This is a genomic window from Larkinella ripae (genome assembly GCF_054780775.1).
In genome coordinates, this window is sequence record NZ_BAAGVR010000017.1 from 218,733 (window position 1) to 232,357 (window position 13,625).

The window sequence follows — 13,625 nt, forward strand, 5'->3', positions numbered from 1 at the left end:
GCATACAGAATGAAAACGATTGGTGCGAATTACACCGGCGAAGGCCGGTGTGTCTTTACGGTTTGGGCGCCGAAAAAAGAAAAAATGACGCTGCATCTGGTTCAGCCGGACGACCGGCAAATTCCGATGCAGCGGGTGGAATGGGGCTATTTTCAGGCCGAAGTGACCGGTGTTCAGCCCGGAACCCGGTATTTTTTCAAACCCGACGACGGCAACGATTACGGCGACCCGGCTTCCCAGTTTCAGCCCGAGGGCGTTCACGGCCCTTCGGCGGTGGTCGATCAGGCGGCTTACGCCTGGCAGGACCAGACCTGGCGGGGGCTGCCCTTCCGGGATCTGATTTTGTACGAACTCCACGTTGGGACATTCACGCCCGAAGGCACCTTTGAAGCGATTATTCCGCGCCTGAAGGAACTGGCCGAAACCGGCATCAACGCCGTGGAGCTGCTGCCCATCGCGCAGTTTCCCGGCACGCGCAACTGGGGATACGACGGCGTTTATCCGTATTCCGTGCAGGATTCGTACGGCGGCCCCGACGGGCTGAAAAAACTGGTTGATGCCTGCCACGCCCACGGCATTGCGGTTTTTCTGGATGTGGTATATAACCACATGGGGCCGGAAGGCAATTATTTCAACCAGTTTGCCCCGTATTTTACCGATAAATACCACACGCCCTGGGGAAACGCCCTCAACTTCGACGGACCCTGGGCCGACGGCGTCCGGGATTTTTTCTCAAACAATGCCTTGTTCTGGTTTGAACACTACCACATCGACGGACTCCGGTTCGACGCCATCCACGAAGTGTTCGACATGGGGGCCGTGCCGATCTGGGAACTGATTTATCACAAGGTCAAACAACTGGAACAGCAACTGGGCCGCACGTTGCACCTGGTGGCCGAGTCGGACCTGAACAACCCCCGCGTCATCAAAAAACCGGATGTGGGCGGCTACGGGTTTGATGCGCAGTGGCTCGACGATTTCCACCATGCCTTGTACGTCCTGCTCGACGAGGCCGGGCGGGAGCGGTACGGCGATTTTGGCCGGATGGAACAACTTGCCAAAGCCTACACCGACGGGTTTGTGATGAGCGGGGAATACGCCACATTCCGGAATCGGAAATTCGGAGCGTCAACGGCCGGCATTCCGGGCGACCGGTTTGTTGTTTTCAGCATCAACCACGATCAGGTCGGCAACCGGGTGGGCGGGGAGCGCCTGACGCACCTGGTTGATTTTGAGCGGCAAAAGCTGGCTGCTGCGGCCATTCTGCTGTCGCCGTATGTGCCGATGCTGTTCATGGGCGAAGAATACGGCGATGAGGCCCCTTTCTTTTACTTCGTGGATCATTCCGAAGAAGACCTGATCAAGGCCGTTCAGGAAGGCCGGAAAAAAGAATTTGCGGCTTTCAGTTCCGATGCCGACTCCCAGGACCCGTTCGACGAAGCGAGTTTTACCAAATCGAGGCTCCAGTGGCACACCCGCACGACCGGCAAAAACCGGGTTTTGCTGGAATGGCACCGGAAACTGATCGAACTTCGCCGGACCGAGCCGGCTTTGAAAAACGTTGCAAAGAACGACATCCGCGTAACGGTGCTGGGGCAGTCCGGTTTTGTTTTACACCGGCAAAGCGTGGGTGGCTACGATCACATCGTCGCCCTGTTCAACCTGTCCGACGAGGAAATTGAGGGGTCGCTGCCCGGCTGGACAACGTCCTGGCAGAAACTGCTGGATTCGAAAGAAGGGCAGTGGATGGAAAAAGGCGACGACGGCAAAAACCGCCTGCCCGATCAGCCGGCGCCGGGGCAGCGGCTTAGCCTGTCGCCTTGCAGTGTGACGGTTTACGCCGGCCAATCGAAGCTACCCGCTTAGGACAGGCCGTTCGGGGCTGGTTTGGAGTTTAAGTCCGGACCAGCCTCCTAGTCCATGTACGAATCGTTGTTGATGTACTGGAATTTGTTGTTCCAGACCAGCGCGATCTGCGTGGCCCGCTGACGGGTCAGTTCGGCATTCGTGCCTTCAAAATGCTCCGTCAAGGTTTCCGAAAACAAGTTCAGCCAGCGCTCGAAATGGTCGAGGGTCAGCGTGTGCTGCTGATTGATGAGCAGGTGGGGCCGAAACGGGTGGCCCTGGTAGGCGTTGTTACCCAGGATGATGTTTTCCCAGAACGCGTACATTTTCGGCAAATGCTTCTCCCAATCGACCCGGGCGACGTCGGTAAAAACCGGGCCGATGAAGTCGTCGGCCTGCACTTTTTCGTAAAAGGAATCCACCAGGAAACGGATGTCTTCCGGCGAATCCAGCGTTCGTTTACTCATATCCGATTTCAGGAGATTTTCTGGGTAGAGAACACATTTTCGTAGGCTTCCGGTTTAAAGCCGAGCGCAATTATTTTCCCTTCCGTTTCGATCAGCGGGCGACGGATCACCGACGGGCTGGCGATCATCAGCGCAACGGCGGCTTCGGCATCGGCCGGTTTTTCGGCATCGGGCAGTTTTTTCCAGGTCGTTCCGGCGCGGTTGACGAGTTCGTCCCACGGTTTTTGGGTTAGCCAGCGCTCAATCGTGGGCCGGTCGATGCCCTGTTTTTTGTAATCGTGAAACTGGTACGCAAGCCCGTGTTCGGCCAGCCAGGTGCGGGCTTTTTTGACGGTATCGCAATTCGGTATGGCGTAGAGAATATACATGGATTTGAATTAATAAACTAGCCATAAATTTACTATTTTCCATATAAATCATAAAATATTATCAACATAATATATCCCTACATTTCTCCACTTCCACGCAAAAAAGCTATATCATTAATTATCTATTTAATTTATTAATTCAAGAATTAAATCGTATTATACTTTTTAATTAACTTTACGAACCTCAAAACATACTTTTATCTAAAATTATCTATGGCTTACTTGATTACCTGTTCTGGCAGCAAGAAAATACCCCCATTTCAGCCATCTAACATCAATAATTTATCTTATTCCGAATTGACTTTAGAAAGAGATGAGCTTATTAAAAGAACAAATATTGAACTAGATTGGAGTAGGACATTACCCGCTTGGCAACTATACTCAGGAAAACAAAGCAAAATTTACTCTAAAATACCTAAAGAAAATTGGGGGAAGCCTAATATTGATGTCAAAATACTATCAGCATTATTTGGCTGGATTAGACATACAGACCTCATTCCATATTATGACTTGGTAATGAATTCAAGAATACCTTCTAGCAATGAATGTGTGCATAATTATTGGTTCAAAAAGAAAAAACTCCATCTATTTTTCGATAGGACTGATATTGATCTCCTATCTAACAACTACCGCAAGGCTGTATCTGGCCGAATAAACCCAATTGCTACTGTACCGAATATAAATTGGAAAGACAACTATGGCTCACATAAAGGCAATTGGTTAAATATTCAATTAGAGCTTCAATAATTTAAAAAATGAAGGCATACATTCATAATTTATTAGCAGAAAGTGCGGGTTCTTTCACTTTTTTTTCAGGCAACGCAACTCCTACCATTCATTTAAGAGATATAACTAGAGAAGTACCTAATTCTCCTGGCTTATATTTTGTTTTTGTAGAAGGCCATCATCCTACTATAGGTGATCATCTCCATTTCACCTTTAATTCCATTGATTATACATTATATTATTTTGGAAAGGCTGGTGGAATAACCAGAGATGGAAGAGTAATAAGGCAAGGCCTTTTTCAAAGAATAAATAATGTCGTCAATAATGATATACCCAGAGCAAAATACTGGGATGATTTCATGCAAACACGAGACATTAAACAGTTCAATATAAAATACATCTTAGCAGGAGAAGACAATCCAAGAGATTTAGAGGGCAATATATATTCATTGTTAAATAATAACAACCTTGACTATCCTATTATGAATAGCCGGCTAGGACATCCATAAGTTGATTCTCTGCTCCGTGTTCAGCCAGCCAGGTGCGGGCTTTTTTCACGGTATCGCAATTCGGTATGGCGTAGAGAATATACATGCTGACTGGCGTTTACGGGCCGCTAAAGTACGGATTTATGGGCGGGATGCCTGTTTACTCCGCACAATTTGTAATTTGAACGTTATTCGACCCATCGTCTTCCTACGCGCTATGCTGACCTTGAAAACGCAGCTCCTTTTTCTCTTTCTGTTCATCGCTTTGGGTGCCAACGCCCAGACCGCCGATGCCTTTCTGCCCGGTGACCCGTTGCCCGACGCACCCGAACTGGCCGCCCGTGGACCCTACGGCGTGGGCGTCCGGACGCTGAAACTCACGCACCCGGCGCAGGTGGATGTGCTGCGGACGAAAGACGGCAAAAGTCCGGTTTACGACCGCCCGCTAACGGTGGAAGTCTGGTATCCGGCCCGGATTCCGGCGGGGAAAGCCCAACTGGTGACGTACGAAGAAATGCTGGGTCGGGCCAACGATCCGAAGCGTCCGCTGGTTCCGTTCTCCTTTGGGGGCCGGGCGTTGCGCGATGCCGAACCGGATGCGGGCGGAGGGGCCTATCCGCTGGTGATCGTTTCGCACGGTTACCCCGGTTCCCGGCTACTGCTGACCTACCTGACCGAAAACCTGGCGTCCAAAGGCTACGTGGTGGTGGCCATCGACCATACCGAATCGACTTACCGCGACCTGGGCGGTTTTCCCAGTACGTTGCTCAACCGCCCGCTCGACGACTTGTTTGTGCTCAACGAACTGGCCCGCCTGAGTGCCCAAAAAACCGGCCACTTTCTGGCCGGACTCGCCAATGCCGATCAAACCGCCCTGATCGGGTATTCGATGGGTGGCTACGGCGTGCTTAACGTCGCGGGCGCGGGATTCAGCGCCCAGGCTGGTAAGTTTTTCGGCCAATTAACGGGTGGGAGCACGGCTCTGGAAGCGCGGACGATGGCCGCTCCCGACTACAAAACCGCGCAGGACCCGCGCATCAAAGCCGTGGTGGCGTTTGCGCCCTGGGGCATGGAACGCGGGGTGTGGGATGCCCAGGGGCTGGCGGGGCTGCGGCTCCCGACGCTGTTTGTTGCGGGCAGCAAAGACGATGTGTCGGGGTACGAAAAAGGAATCAAAGCCCTTTACGACGGCGCCGTCAATGCCGACCGGTATTTGCTGACCTACGTCAATGCCCGGCACAACGTGGCCCCGAATCCACCGCCAGCCGCCACGCTGAAACCCGGTCCGGCTGCCGAGGATTACATGCACTTTGCCGAACCCGCCTGGAATGAGCGCCGGATCAACAACATCAACCAGCATTTTGTCACGGCTTTTCTGGGCATTCACCTCAAAGGAATGGATTACGCGAACTACCTGACGCTGCCCGAAACCTCCGATGCCGAACCGTGGACGGGCTTCAAACCCCGCACGTCGGTGGGCCTCGAAATGCGGCACGCCAAACCGTGAGTCCGCCGACGCAAGCTATGATTCCCCGAACTGAAATCCTGCCCGAAAAGAAATTCGTGGGTAAGCGGTTGCGGATGTCGTTTGCCAGCGACCGAACCGGCGAGCTGTGGCGGAGTTTTATGCCCCGTCGGAAGGAAATTACCAACCCGGTGACGGCGGATTTGATCTCGTTGCAGGTTTACGAAAAACCGCTGACTTCCGCGGACTTCACGCCGACCACCGAGTTTGAAAAATGGGCGCTGGTGGAAGTCGCTGATTTCAATACGGTTCCGGCCGGACTGGAGGCTTTTACTTTACCCGGCGGTTTGTATGCGGTTTTTCTCTACCAGGGCGCTTCGGGCGAATTTGCTGAAACGGTTCAAGCCATTTTCGGAGGGTGGCTGTCCCATTCGGAATACGTTTTAGACAACCGCCCGCACTTTGAAGTGCTGGGTGAGAAGTACAAAAACAATGATCCGGATTCGGAGGAGGAAATCTGGGTGCCGATTCGATTCAAACCCTAAAACCGTACTCCAAAAACCGTATTTCCGGCGCAGAGATCCCGTTTCTGACTGCAAACGACGGTTTGAATTGCCCCGTAAACCGTCACGTATCAACACCAATCAGCCGGTTTTACTGCTGACAGCTCCAGTGACCGGGCGGTCAGTTGAACGATTGTCGAAACTCCAGCGGGCTTTGACGGGTCTTGGCCTTAAACAGTTTATTGAACGATTGGGGATGTTCAAAGCCTAATTCATACGCGATTTCGCTGACGGACAGGTCGGTGGTGGACAGTCTTTCTTTGGCTTTTGCAATCAGCTTTTCGTGGATGAGCTGCTGCGTGGTCTGCCCGGTGAGTTGTTTCAGTAAACTGCTCAGGTATTTGGTGGACACATGGAGGGCATCGGCCATGTAGCGCACCGTCGGCAAGCCGTTGGACGCTAAATCGGCGTGGTTGAAATAATGCGCCAGCACATCTTCCAGGCGATCCAGAATTTTGTGGTTGGTAATTTTGCGGGTGATGAATTGCCGCTCGTAAAAGCGTTGCGCGTACGTAAACAGAAGCTCCAGCTGGGCAATGATCACATCCTGGCTGAATTTGTCGGTGTTGGCGTGGTACTCGTTTTTGATGTTGTCAATGAGGCCGTTGATGAGGGTTTCTTCCTTGTCGGAAAGAAACAAAGCTTCGTTGGCCGCATACCCGAAGTACTCGTACTGCCTGATTTTTTTGGCGAGGGGCGTGTTCCACAAAAAGTCGGGATGAATGAACAGCATCCAGCCTTCGAGCTTGTGCGGCACGCCATTGGCTTCTCCCCGCAAAACCTGACCAGGGGCAATGAACGCCATCAAGCCTTCGTCGAAATCGTATTTCTGCTGGCCGTAAAATAGTTTGTCGCACCCCCTTTTTAACGACACAACGTACAAATCGGAAAGGACGGAATTGATGTTGGGATCATTTTTTAGCCCTTTCAGATCAATGAGGCCGATGAGCGGATGATGCGGTTTTGGCAGCCCCATCAACCGGTGTATTTCCGTGATGGATTGTATGCGGTACGGTTTTGAATTTGCCATTGGAACAAACTTACGGGTTTAACGGATGTTTCAACCAAACTAAGACCAGCGGCAGCGCCAGAAACGGTATTTCGATCAGCGCCATTTTGACGTTTCCGGCCTGTAGCGACAGCGCCATGATCAGCACAATGGTGATGGCATTCAGGACGTTGCCCAGGAAAAAGGTCTGCGGAAACAGCAGCAGCAACCCAACAACGATTGAAAACACACCCACAAACGGCATGGCGGTTTTGGTGATTCCTAGGTCCGCCATCATTTTGGTCTGGTCGGCATTGGCGGGCTGAAAAGCGTCCCAGCCGTGTTTGAGACTCAGGCAGGCGGACAGGAGCAGGAGAACGATGCTGAGGATTTTCATTTTGTTCAGGGGTTTAAAATTACTTTCCGTACATCGTTGACGCGCCCATTTTACCTGATTGCGCAATCAGGAATTTAGGAACGATTCTACTCATCACCCGCATCACCTGGGCTATGCCGGGGTATACTTCGTCCCGGTTTTTCTGCATCCCTCTGATGGCGGCATCCACTATTTTATCAGGCGCCATTAACAGCCTCGTACTAAACCCATCTTCGTGCTTAAACTTGTCGTTGAGCGGGGTCGAAGAACCCGGCGCCACCAGCTCCATGACCTTAATATCGGTTTTTTTTAATTGCACCCGCAACGCCTGGGTGTACGAACGAAGCCCCGCTTTGCTCGCGCTGTAAATGGGCGAAATGGGGAAAGGCATCAGGGCAATGCCCGACGTCACATTGAGAATAACCGCCCGGGTTTTCGTTTTCAGGTGCGGCAGAAATTGTTGCACCATGCGGATCGGTCCCATCAGGTTGATTTCAATTTCGCGGGTAATGTCCGTCAGCTCGTAGGGCTGGTGGAGGCTGATCTTGCGCATTTCTCCGGCATTGTTGATGAGGATGTTAAGATCGGGAAATTCCCGCGTAACCCGGTTGTACAGACTAATGATGTCATCCGCGTTGCTGACATCGCTCTGGATGGTATGAACCGCCGGGAGCTTGCTTTTGACTGCCTGAAGCGTTTGCGCATTCCGGCCGGTGATGATGACCGTGTTGCCCAGGGCCAGCAATTTAGCGGCAAACTCGAAGCCGAAACCGCCCGTTCCGCCCGTAACCAAGATGGTGTTGTTTTGTAAATTCATCGGTGCTGATTTTTGTTGATGCAAAGTTCGTGCACCATCAGTAGACCGATGTAGCCAAAAGTCGCTATGTTGTAGTGGAAAGGGACGATGTCGGCTGGAACCAGACCGGTTGCCGATTTTACCACCCAATCAGTGCTCCCGGCGAGTCCCTCTCTACTTTCCGTCCCGCAGCACAAACAGCTGCAAAAACCGCCCTTTCTCCGTGGTGACGTACCGGTTGTAGGCAATCTGGTCGCCTTGGTTGGACCAGACGATGCCGTTGCGGGGCTGCTCGCCGTCCGACGAGCGGGGCGTTAACCGCCGGAATTCGCCGGTGGCTACTTCGCTGATGAACGCGCTGTTGTCGGCGGCATAGGCCACCCACTTGCCATCCGGGCTGAAGTTGAAGGTGGTTTGAATCGAAAACGGTTGTTTTGTGAGTTGCCGAATGGGACCGCCGTTGGGCGAGACGCCAAAAAGCTGAACCGTTCCCGAAGGGTCTTTCGCCAGAAAACCGATGAGCGAGCCGTCGGGGGTGGTCCGCAGCCAGTGCCGGGGCCCTTCCGCGCCGTGCTCCGTAAACGTGATCCGGCGTTGCTGAACACCTTTCGGCGGATTGGGCCGACTGCTTTCGGTGCCTTCCAGCGGCTGACCCTCGGTGGCTTGCGTCAGGTCGTCGGGCAGGTCGGCCACGAAAATTTCGGCCACGGTTTTTCCGGCCTTGTTCCGCACATTGCCCTGAAACGCCAGTGCGCGCTTCTGCCAGCTACCGTCCGGTTTCCGGTATCCGTCCGTACCCAGCCAGCCTTCATCAAACGCTTTATCAATCTCGTCGCTACCCGGTTTTGGCGATTCCGTAACGCGGGTGACCACCACCGAAAACAACGCCCCGGCATTGTTTTCCCGCGAACCATCGTCGGAAACGGCCACTTTTTTAAGCGGTGCCATCACCCCCACCACGCGCAGGTCCTGGATGGCCGGATTGGTTTTGCTCAACTGATCGAGCAGGTAATCATTGTAGGTGAAGCTAATCCACTGGCCGTCGGCGCTCCAGCCGTGGGCGTGGGTGCCCCCCCGCAAAGCGCCCGGTGTAAACGGGGGCGTCACGTCGCGGGCATCCAGAAAAATCGGTTTGCCGGGCTGGTCGGTATCGATGGCCACGCCCGTGCGCCGGGCAAAACCGTACGGTTTTTCTTGATTGGCGTTCCGGACGCCGTGAATAAATAACACCCGGTTTTGGGTCGGCGAAAACGTAACCGCGCCCACGCCGGGGCCAAATTCGGTCTGGTTTTCGGTCTGGTACAACACCCTGGTTTCGCCGGTTTTGACGTTCACCATCTCAATCGAGCCCGTGCTGCCGATGCCGGTGTCCACATTGCGGGTGTCGTAAACCAGCCATTCGTCGGTGGGTGAAAACGCCTGGGCATTGTGAATGGTGTGCCCTTTGGCGTCGAACGTGAGTTGCTTTTCGGTAAAATTCATCGTCAGGTGGGGTTTGGGCGCGCAGGCTTGCAGACCTGCCGTAAGGATGAGCCAGCCAATTCGGGCGTTCATGGGGGTTTCGGTTTACGGTATTCGGGTTACAGTTTTCAGGATTCGGTTACGGTTTTCAGTTTACGGTGACTGGCGCGGCTGGCATTATTGGAATCCCGACCCTGTCTGGCACCGACCGATCCGCCGTCACGGTTGCAACCGGTATTTCCGTGCGTCAGCTACCGAATACTGAAAACCTAAACCCGGCACTACAAATAATTTCGTTTGTATTCGAGAGGGGTCAGACCCTTGACGCGCTTGAAATGCCGGTAAAAATTTGACAGGTTGTTAAAACCGCTGTCGAAACAGATCACCTCCGCACTCAGCTTGTTTTCGACCAGCGCCCGGCACGCGTGACTGATCCGGACTTCGGTCAGAAACTCATGGTACGTTTTGTGCGTCATCATTTTAAAATACCGGCAGAAGGAGGTCACACTCAGATTGGCAACGGACGCCACTTCCTCCAGCGTGATTTCCTTCGCGTAGTTCGACAGTGTATAACTGCACACTTTGTTGAGCCGCACGGTTTCCAGTTCGTTCGACTGGTAAAACGCCTGCTCCGACGTAATGGTCTCCAACTCATCGGATTGTGACAGGATTTCCAGAATCGACAGCAGAATGATCAGGCGTTGCAGCGGGCGGGCTTCCACCACGCTGTAGAGCAGCGATGCTATTTTTTCGCCGGTTTCGCCTTTGATCAGTAAGCCCCGCGAAGCCCGTTCGTAAAGCCGCCGGACGGGCTGAGTTTCGGCCAGGTTCAGAAAATCGCGGCCCAGGCAGTCGGGCCGGAACTGCATCAGAATGGCCTCCACCTGCACCGTCGAATTGTCCTGAAAATAAGCGTCGTTACACCGCCAGGTGTGCGGCAGGTTTTCGCCCACCAGCAGGATTTCCCCCGCCGAAAAATTGCTGACGTTATCACCAATAAACCGAACGCCCTCACCCCGAATAACGTAGTGCAACTCCAGCTCCGGGTGGTAGTGCCAGAGGTTGCCAAAATTGGGTTTCCGGTCGTGCCGAACACTGAACGCATCCTGGGCATTGACCGGTACTTTATGAAAATGGGCCTTCATTCGCGACCAACTTGATTATGCTAAATTCGTACAATGATTGGGAAAATCTAAACAAAGCATCAACTCCTTTAATGACTACTTTTGCCAGTAAAATTAAATTTATTAGTCGCGCAGTCATAAAATTGCGTTTGCAAGCTAAGCAAGAAGCCGCTATTTTCGCTCAAGGCTAAAAAATAATTCTCATAAATTACCGTAACCCGATAGATGAAAAACCTGCCCGTTATCGATTTACTGGTTATTTTGGCTTACCTGATCGGGATGGTGGCCGTCGGGGTGTATTTTTCGCGGAACAACAAGAGTGCCGACCAGTTTACGAAGGCGTCGGGCAAGATTCCGGGCTGGGCCATCGGCATGTCCATCTACGCGACCTTCCTCAGCAGCAACACCTTTCTGGGCGTACCGGGCAAGGCCTTCGGCAGCAACTGGAACTCGTTTGTTTTCAGCCTCGCCATGCCGCTGTCGGCCTGGGTGGCCGCGCGGTATTTTGTGCCGTTCTACCGCACGACCGGCGAAGTATCGGCCTACACGCACCTGGAACACCGGTTCGGACCCTGGGCCCGAACCTACGCCGTGGTGTGTTTTCTCCTGACGCAACTGGCCCGCATGGGCTCTATTTTCTTCGGCATCGCCCTGAGTTTGCAGGCGCTGACGGGCTACCCGATGGCGACGATCATGATCGTCGTCGGGATTTGCATCATTCTGTACACCGTCATGGGCGGCATGGAAGCCGTCATCTGGACGGAAGTGGTGCAGGGCGTCATCAAAACCGCCGGAGCGTTGATCATCCTGTATCTGGTGGTGGACGGCATGCCGGGCGGAATTGACAAAATCGTCGAAATTGGCAAAGCGGACGATAAGTTCAGTCTGGGTAGTTTTGCGCCCAACTTCACCCAATCGACCTTTTGGGTGGTGTTGCTGTACGGTTTTTTCATGAACCTGAACAACTTCGGGATGGATCAGAACTACGTGCAGCGGTATCACACCACCACCTCGATCAAGGAAGCCACGCGCTCGATCTGGCTGTGCGTGTACCTCTACGTGCCGGTTTCACTCATCTTCTTCGTTCTCGGCTCGTGCCTGTACGCGTATTACGAAAGCAACCCGGATATGCTGGCGGCCGTCCGGATGCAGGTCGCCGGCGAACGGCTGCCCAACGGCAGTCCGGAAGCGATTCGGCAACTGGCCAACACCCTGACCCCCGCCGAATTTGGCGACAAAGTAATGCCGCATTTTATGGTGAACAAGGTTCCGGCGGGGCTGGTCGGGCTGATCGTCGCGGCCATTCTGTCGGCGGCCATGAGCACCATCAGTTCCAGCATGAACGCATCGGCTACGGTTTTCTCGGTCGATATTTACCAGCGCTACCTCAAATCCAATCTGTCGGACGGGCAGGCGCTGCGGCTGTTGTACGTTGCTACTACGGTTTTTGGCTTGCTGGGCATGATTACCGGCATTGCGATGATTGGCGTCAAGAGCGTCCTCGACATCTGGTGGATGCTATCCGGTATTTTTGCGGGTGGGATGCTCGGCCTGTTCCTGCTGGGTATGATTTCCAAACAAACCCGCAATACGGAAGCCTGGATGGCCACGGTGATTGGCTTGCTGGTGATTGTCTGGATGACGTTTTCGCCCCAGATTCCCGACGAGTACGCGGCACTCCGCAATCCGTTTCATCAAAATATGATTATGGTGGTCGGTACGCTGACGATTTTCCTGGTCGGGCTGCTGTTTACCCGACTTCGCGGTAAGAAAAATACGATTATTCCTAAACCCAAGACGATTGCTCAACCCTAACCCTTTTCTTTTATTCCTAAACCCTTAAGCTATTTCGCGGAGTTGAGCGGAGAAGTGAAGAGTTAAGCAGAAGCTCCGCTTGACTCTTCTTACCTCCGTTCAACGCTGCGAAACACCCTAACAATTTCCTTTAAACGCTCTTTACCATGCCTTCCTCTACCGTCGGATCATTGCCCCAGGGTTTTATTCCCGTCATGCTTACTCCTTTTCAGGAAACCGGTGCCGTCGATTACCCGGCGCTGGCTCAGTTGGTCGATTTTTACCTGGAAACCGGGGCCGCGGGCCTGTTTGCCACCTGTCTGTCCAGCGAAATGTACGAGCTGACGGAAGAGGAACGCCTGGAAGTCACCCGGTTTGTGGTGGAACAGACGGCGGGGCGCGTGCCGGTTGTGGCGACGGGCACCTTCGGCGGACCCATTGCGCAGCAGGCCGATTTTGTCAAGCGTATATATCAAACCGGTATTCAGGCCGTTATTGTCATCACCAGCCTGATAGCCGGCGAAGACGAATCCGATGCGGTTTTTCTGGAACGGATGCACGAGCTGATTGACCGGACGGACGACATTCCGCTCGGTTTTTACGAATGCCCGGTTCCTTACAAACGCCTGATCAACGTCGAAATCCTGAACGATCTGCTACCGACCGGTCGCCTGATTTACCACAAAGACACTTGTCTGGACGAGGCTGAAGTAGCCCGCCGGATCGCTGCCGGAGCCGGTTTTCAGTTTGGCCTGTATGACGCCTACATGGTCAATGCCGTCTCGTCGCTGCGGGCCGGAGCCGCCGGTTTGTCGTGCATCCAGGGCAATGAGTTTCCGGAGCTGATCGTCTGGCTTTGCAACAACGTCAACAAGGCGGAAAAACAGCCGGACATCGACCGCGTCCAGCAGTTTTTCGTCGATTGCATGGACCTGGTACATTCGGCGTATCCGACCATTGCTAAATACACCCTGCAAAAACGCGGTTTACCGATTTCGCTCTACACCCGCCGGGAGGTTGGCACACTGACCGACGAGTTGCAACAGGAAATGGACGCCCTGGTCGAAACCGCCAGCCAGCTTCAGACGGAACTGGGCATCGAGTCGGTTCAGGTCGGGAAATTGATCGAATAAACAAACCAACAGGAACGCGGATGACGCGGAT

14 protein-coding genes are annotated in these 13,625 nt (G+C 53.4%); 7 read left to right on the forward strand and 7 right to left on the reverse strand.

Annotated features, from left to right (window positions below; genetic code table 11):
- Nucleotides 1–9: 9 nt before the first annotated feature.
- Entirely contained in the window at nt 10–1,866 is a 1,857-nt protein-coding gene (gene treZ, locus ACYVHX_RS10180; RefSeq protein ID WP_460671517.1) for a malto-oligosyltrehalose trehalohydrolase, read from the forward strand.
- Nucleotides 1,867–1,913: 47 nt separating this feature from the next.
- Here treZ and ACYVHX_RS10185 read toward each other — a convergent pair whose 3' ends face one another.
- Both ACYVHX_RS10185 and ACYVHX_RS10190 read right to left on the reverse strand, forming a co-directional pair.
- Nucleotides 1,914–2,312, reverse strand: coding sequence for a group III truncated hemoglobin (locus ACYVHX_RS10185; RefSeq protein ID WP_460671518.1), 399 nt, complete (start codon nt 2,310–2,312; stop codon nt 1,914–1,916).
- An 8-nt stretch (nt 2,313–2,320) separates the two neighbouring features.
- The gene (locus tag ACYVHX_RS10190; protein ID WP_460671519.1) at nt 2,321–2,680 is read right to left on the reverse strand and encodes an ArsC family reductase; all 360 of its coding nucleotides are present in this window, start codon (nt 2,678–2,680) and stop codon (nt 2,321–2,323) included.
- Nucleotides 2,681–2,893: 213 nt separating this feature from the next.
- On the opposite strand from ACYVHX_RS10190, the gene yaaA reads away from it, so the two are divergent.
- The 4 genes from yaaA to ACYVHX_RS10210 all read left to right on the forward strand — a co-directional run bounded on the left by yaaA (nt 2,894) and on the right by ACYVHX_RS10210 (nt 5,904).
- Nucleotides 2,894–3,427: a peroxide stress protein YaaA gene (gene yaaA / locus ACYVHX_RS10195; RefSeq protein WP_460671520.1), complete on the forward strand. Its 534-nt coding sequence runs from the start codon at nt 2,894–2,896 to the stop codon at nt 3,425–3,427.
- A gap of 8 nt (nt 3,428–3,435) precedes the next feature.
- Entirely contained in the window at nt 3,436–3,915 is a 480-nt protein-coding gene (locus tag ACYVHX_RS10200) for a hypothetical protein (RefSeq protein WP_460671521.1), read from the forward strand.
- A gap of 196 nt (nt 3,916–4,111) precedes the next feature.
- Nucleotides 4,112–5,401, forward strand: coding sequence for an alpha/beta hydrolase family protein (locus ACYVHX_RS10205; RefSeq protein WP_460671522.1), 1,290 nt, complete (start codon nt 4,112–4,114; stop codon nt 5,399–5,401).
- 17 nt (nt 5,402–5,418) lie between these two features.
- On the forward strand, nt 5,419–5,904 hold the full coding sequence (locus tag ACYVHX_RS10210) for a GyrI-like domain-containing protein (protein ID WP_460671523.1): 486 nt from the start codon (nt 5,419–5,421) through the stop codon (nt 5,902–5,904).
- Nucleotides 5,905–6,043: 139 nt separating this feature from the next.
- On the opposite strand, the gene ACYVHX_RS10215 is transcribed toward ACYVHX_RS10210, so the two are convergent.
- From ACYVHX_RS10215 to ACYVHX_RS10235, 5 genes are all read right to left on the reverse strand, one after another.
- Complete coding sequence (locus ACYVHX_RS10215) at nt 6,044–6,952, reverse strand: helix-turn-helix domain-containing protein (RefSeq protein ID WP_460671524.1); 909 nt, start codon at nt 6,950–6,952, stop codon at nt 6,044–6,046.
- 10 nt (nt 6,953–6,962) lie between these two features.
- Entirely contained in the window at nt 6,963–7,307 is a 345-nt protein-coding gene (locus ACYVHX_RS10220) for a hypothetical protein (RefSeq protein ID WP_460671525.1), read from the reverse strand.
- Nucleotides 7,308–7,326: 19 nt separating this feature from the next.
- A complete protein-coding gene (locus ACYVHX_RS10225) occupies nt 7,327–8,103 on the reverse strand; it encodes an SDR family oxidoreductase (protein WP_460671526.1) in 777 nt (258 codons plus the stop codon).
- Between the two features lie 153 nt (nt 8,104–8,256).
- A complete protein-coding gene (locus ACYVHX_RS10230) occupies nt 8,257–9,636 on the reverse strand; it encodes a DUF3748 domain-containing protein (RefSeq protein WP_460671527.1) in 1,380 nt (459 codons plus the stop codon).
- A gap of 188 nt (nt 9,637–9,824) precedes the next feature.
- Nucleotides 9,825–10,688: an AraC family transcriptional regulator gene (locus ACYVHX_RS10235; protein WP_460671528.1), complete on the reverse strand. Its 864-nt coding sequence runs from the start codon at nt 10,686–10,688 to the stop codon at nt 9,825–9,827.
- 204 nt (nt 10,689–10,892) lie between these two features.
- On the opposite strand from ACYVHX_RS10235, the gene ACYVHX_RS10240 reads away from it, so the two are divergent.
- The gene (locus ACYVHX_RS10240; RefSeq protein WP_460671529.1) at nt 10,893–12,482 is read left to right on the forward strand and encodes a sodium:solute symporter family protein; all 1,590 of its coding nucleotides are present in this window, start codon (nt 10,893–10,895) and stop codon (nt 12,480–12,482) included.
- 146 nt (nt 12,483–12,628) lie between these two features.
- Nucleotides 12,629–13,594, forward strand: a complete 966-nt coding sequence (locus ACYVHX_RS10245) for a dihydrodipicolinate synthase family protein (protein WP_460671530.1) — start codon at nt 12,629–12,631, stop codon at nt 13,592–13,594.
- Nucleotides 13,595–13,625: the final 31 nt, after the last annotated feature.

Excerpts from the sequence above, each read along its gene's own strand:
- treZ (WP_460671517.1), top strand. The coding sequence starts at position 10 with ATGAAAACGATTGGTGCGAATTACACCGGCGAAGGCCGGTGTGTCTTT.
- ACYVHX_RS10185 (WP_460671518.1), bottom strand. The coding sequence starts at position 2,312 with ATGAGTAAACGAACGCTGGATTCGCCGGAAGACATCCGTTTCCTGGTG.
- ACYVHX_RS10190 (WP_460671519.1), bottom strand. The coding sequence starts at position 2,680 with ATGTATATTCTCTACGCCATACCGAATTGCGATACCGTCAAAAAAGCC.
- yaaA (WP_460671520.1), top strand. The coding sequence starts at position 2,894 with ATGGCTTACTTGATTACCTGTTCTGGCAGCAAGAAAATACCCCCATTT.
- ACYVHX_RS10200 (WP_460671521.1), top strand. The coding sequence starts at position 3,436 with ATGAAGGCATACATTCATAATTTATTAGCAGAAAGTGCGGGTTCTTTC.
- ACYVHX_RS10205 (WP_460671522.1), top strand. The coding sequence starts at position 4,112 with ATGCTGACCTTGAAAACGCAGCTCCTTTTTCTCTTTCTGTTCATCGCT.
- ACYVHX_RS10210 (WP_460671523.1), top strand. The coding sequence starts at position 5,419 with ATGATTCCCCGAACTGAAATCCTGCCCGAAAAGAAATTCGTGGGTAAG.
- ACYVHX_RS10215 (WP_460671524.1), bottom strand. The coding sequence starts at position 6,952 with ATGGCAAATTCAAAACCGTACCGCATACAATCCATCACGGAAATACAC.
- ACYVHX_RS10220 (WP_460671525.1), bottom strand. The coding sequence starts at position 7,307 with ATGAAAATCCTCAGCATCGTTCTCCTGCTCCTGTCCGCCTGCCTGAGT.
- ACYVHX_RS10225 (WP_460671526.1), bottom strand. The coding sequence starts at position 8,103 with ATGAATTTACAAAACAACACCATCTTGGTTACGGGCGGAACGGGCGGT.
- ACYVHX_RS10230 (WP_460671527.1), bottom strand. The coding sequence starts at position 9,636 with ATGAACGCCCGAATTGGCTGGCTCATCCTTACGGCAGGTCTGCAAGCC.
- ACYVHX_RS10235 (WP_460671528.1), bottom strand. The coding sequence starts at position 10,688 with ATGAAGGCCCATTTTCATAAAGTACCGGTCAATGCCCAGGATGCGTTC.
- ACYVHX_RS10240 (WP_460671529.1), top strand. The coding sequence starts at position 10,893 with ATGAAAAACCTGCCCGTTATCGATTTACTGGTTATTTTGGCTTACCTG.
- ACYVHX_RS10245 (WP_460671530.1), top strand. The coding sequence starts at position 12,629 with ATGCCTTCCTCTACCGTCGGATCATTGCCCCAGGGTTTTATTCCCGTC.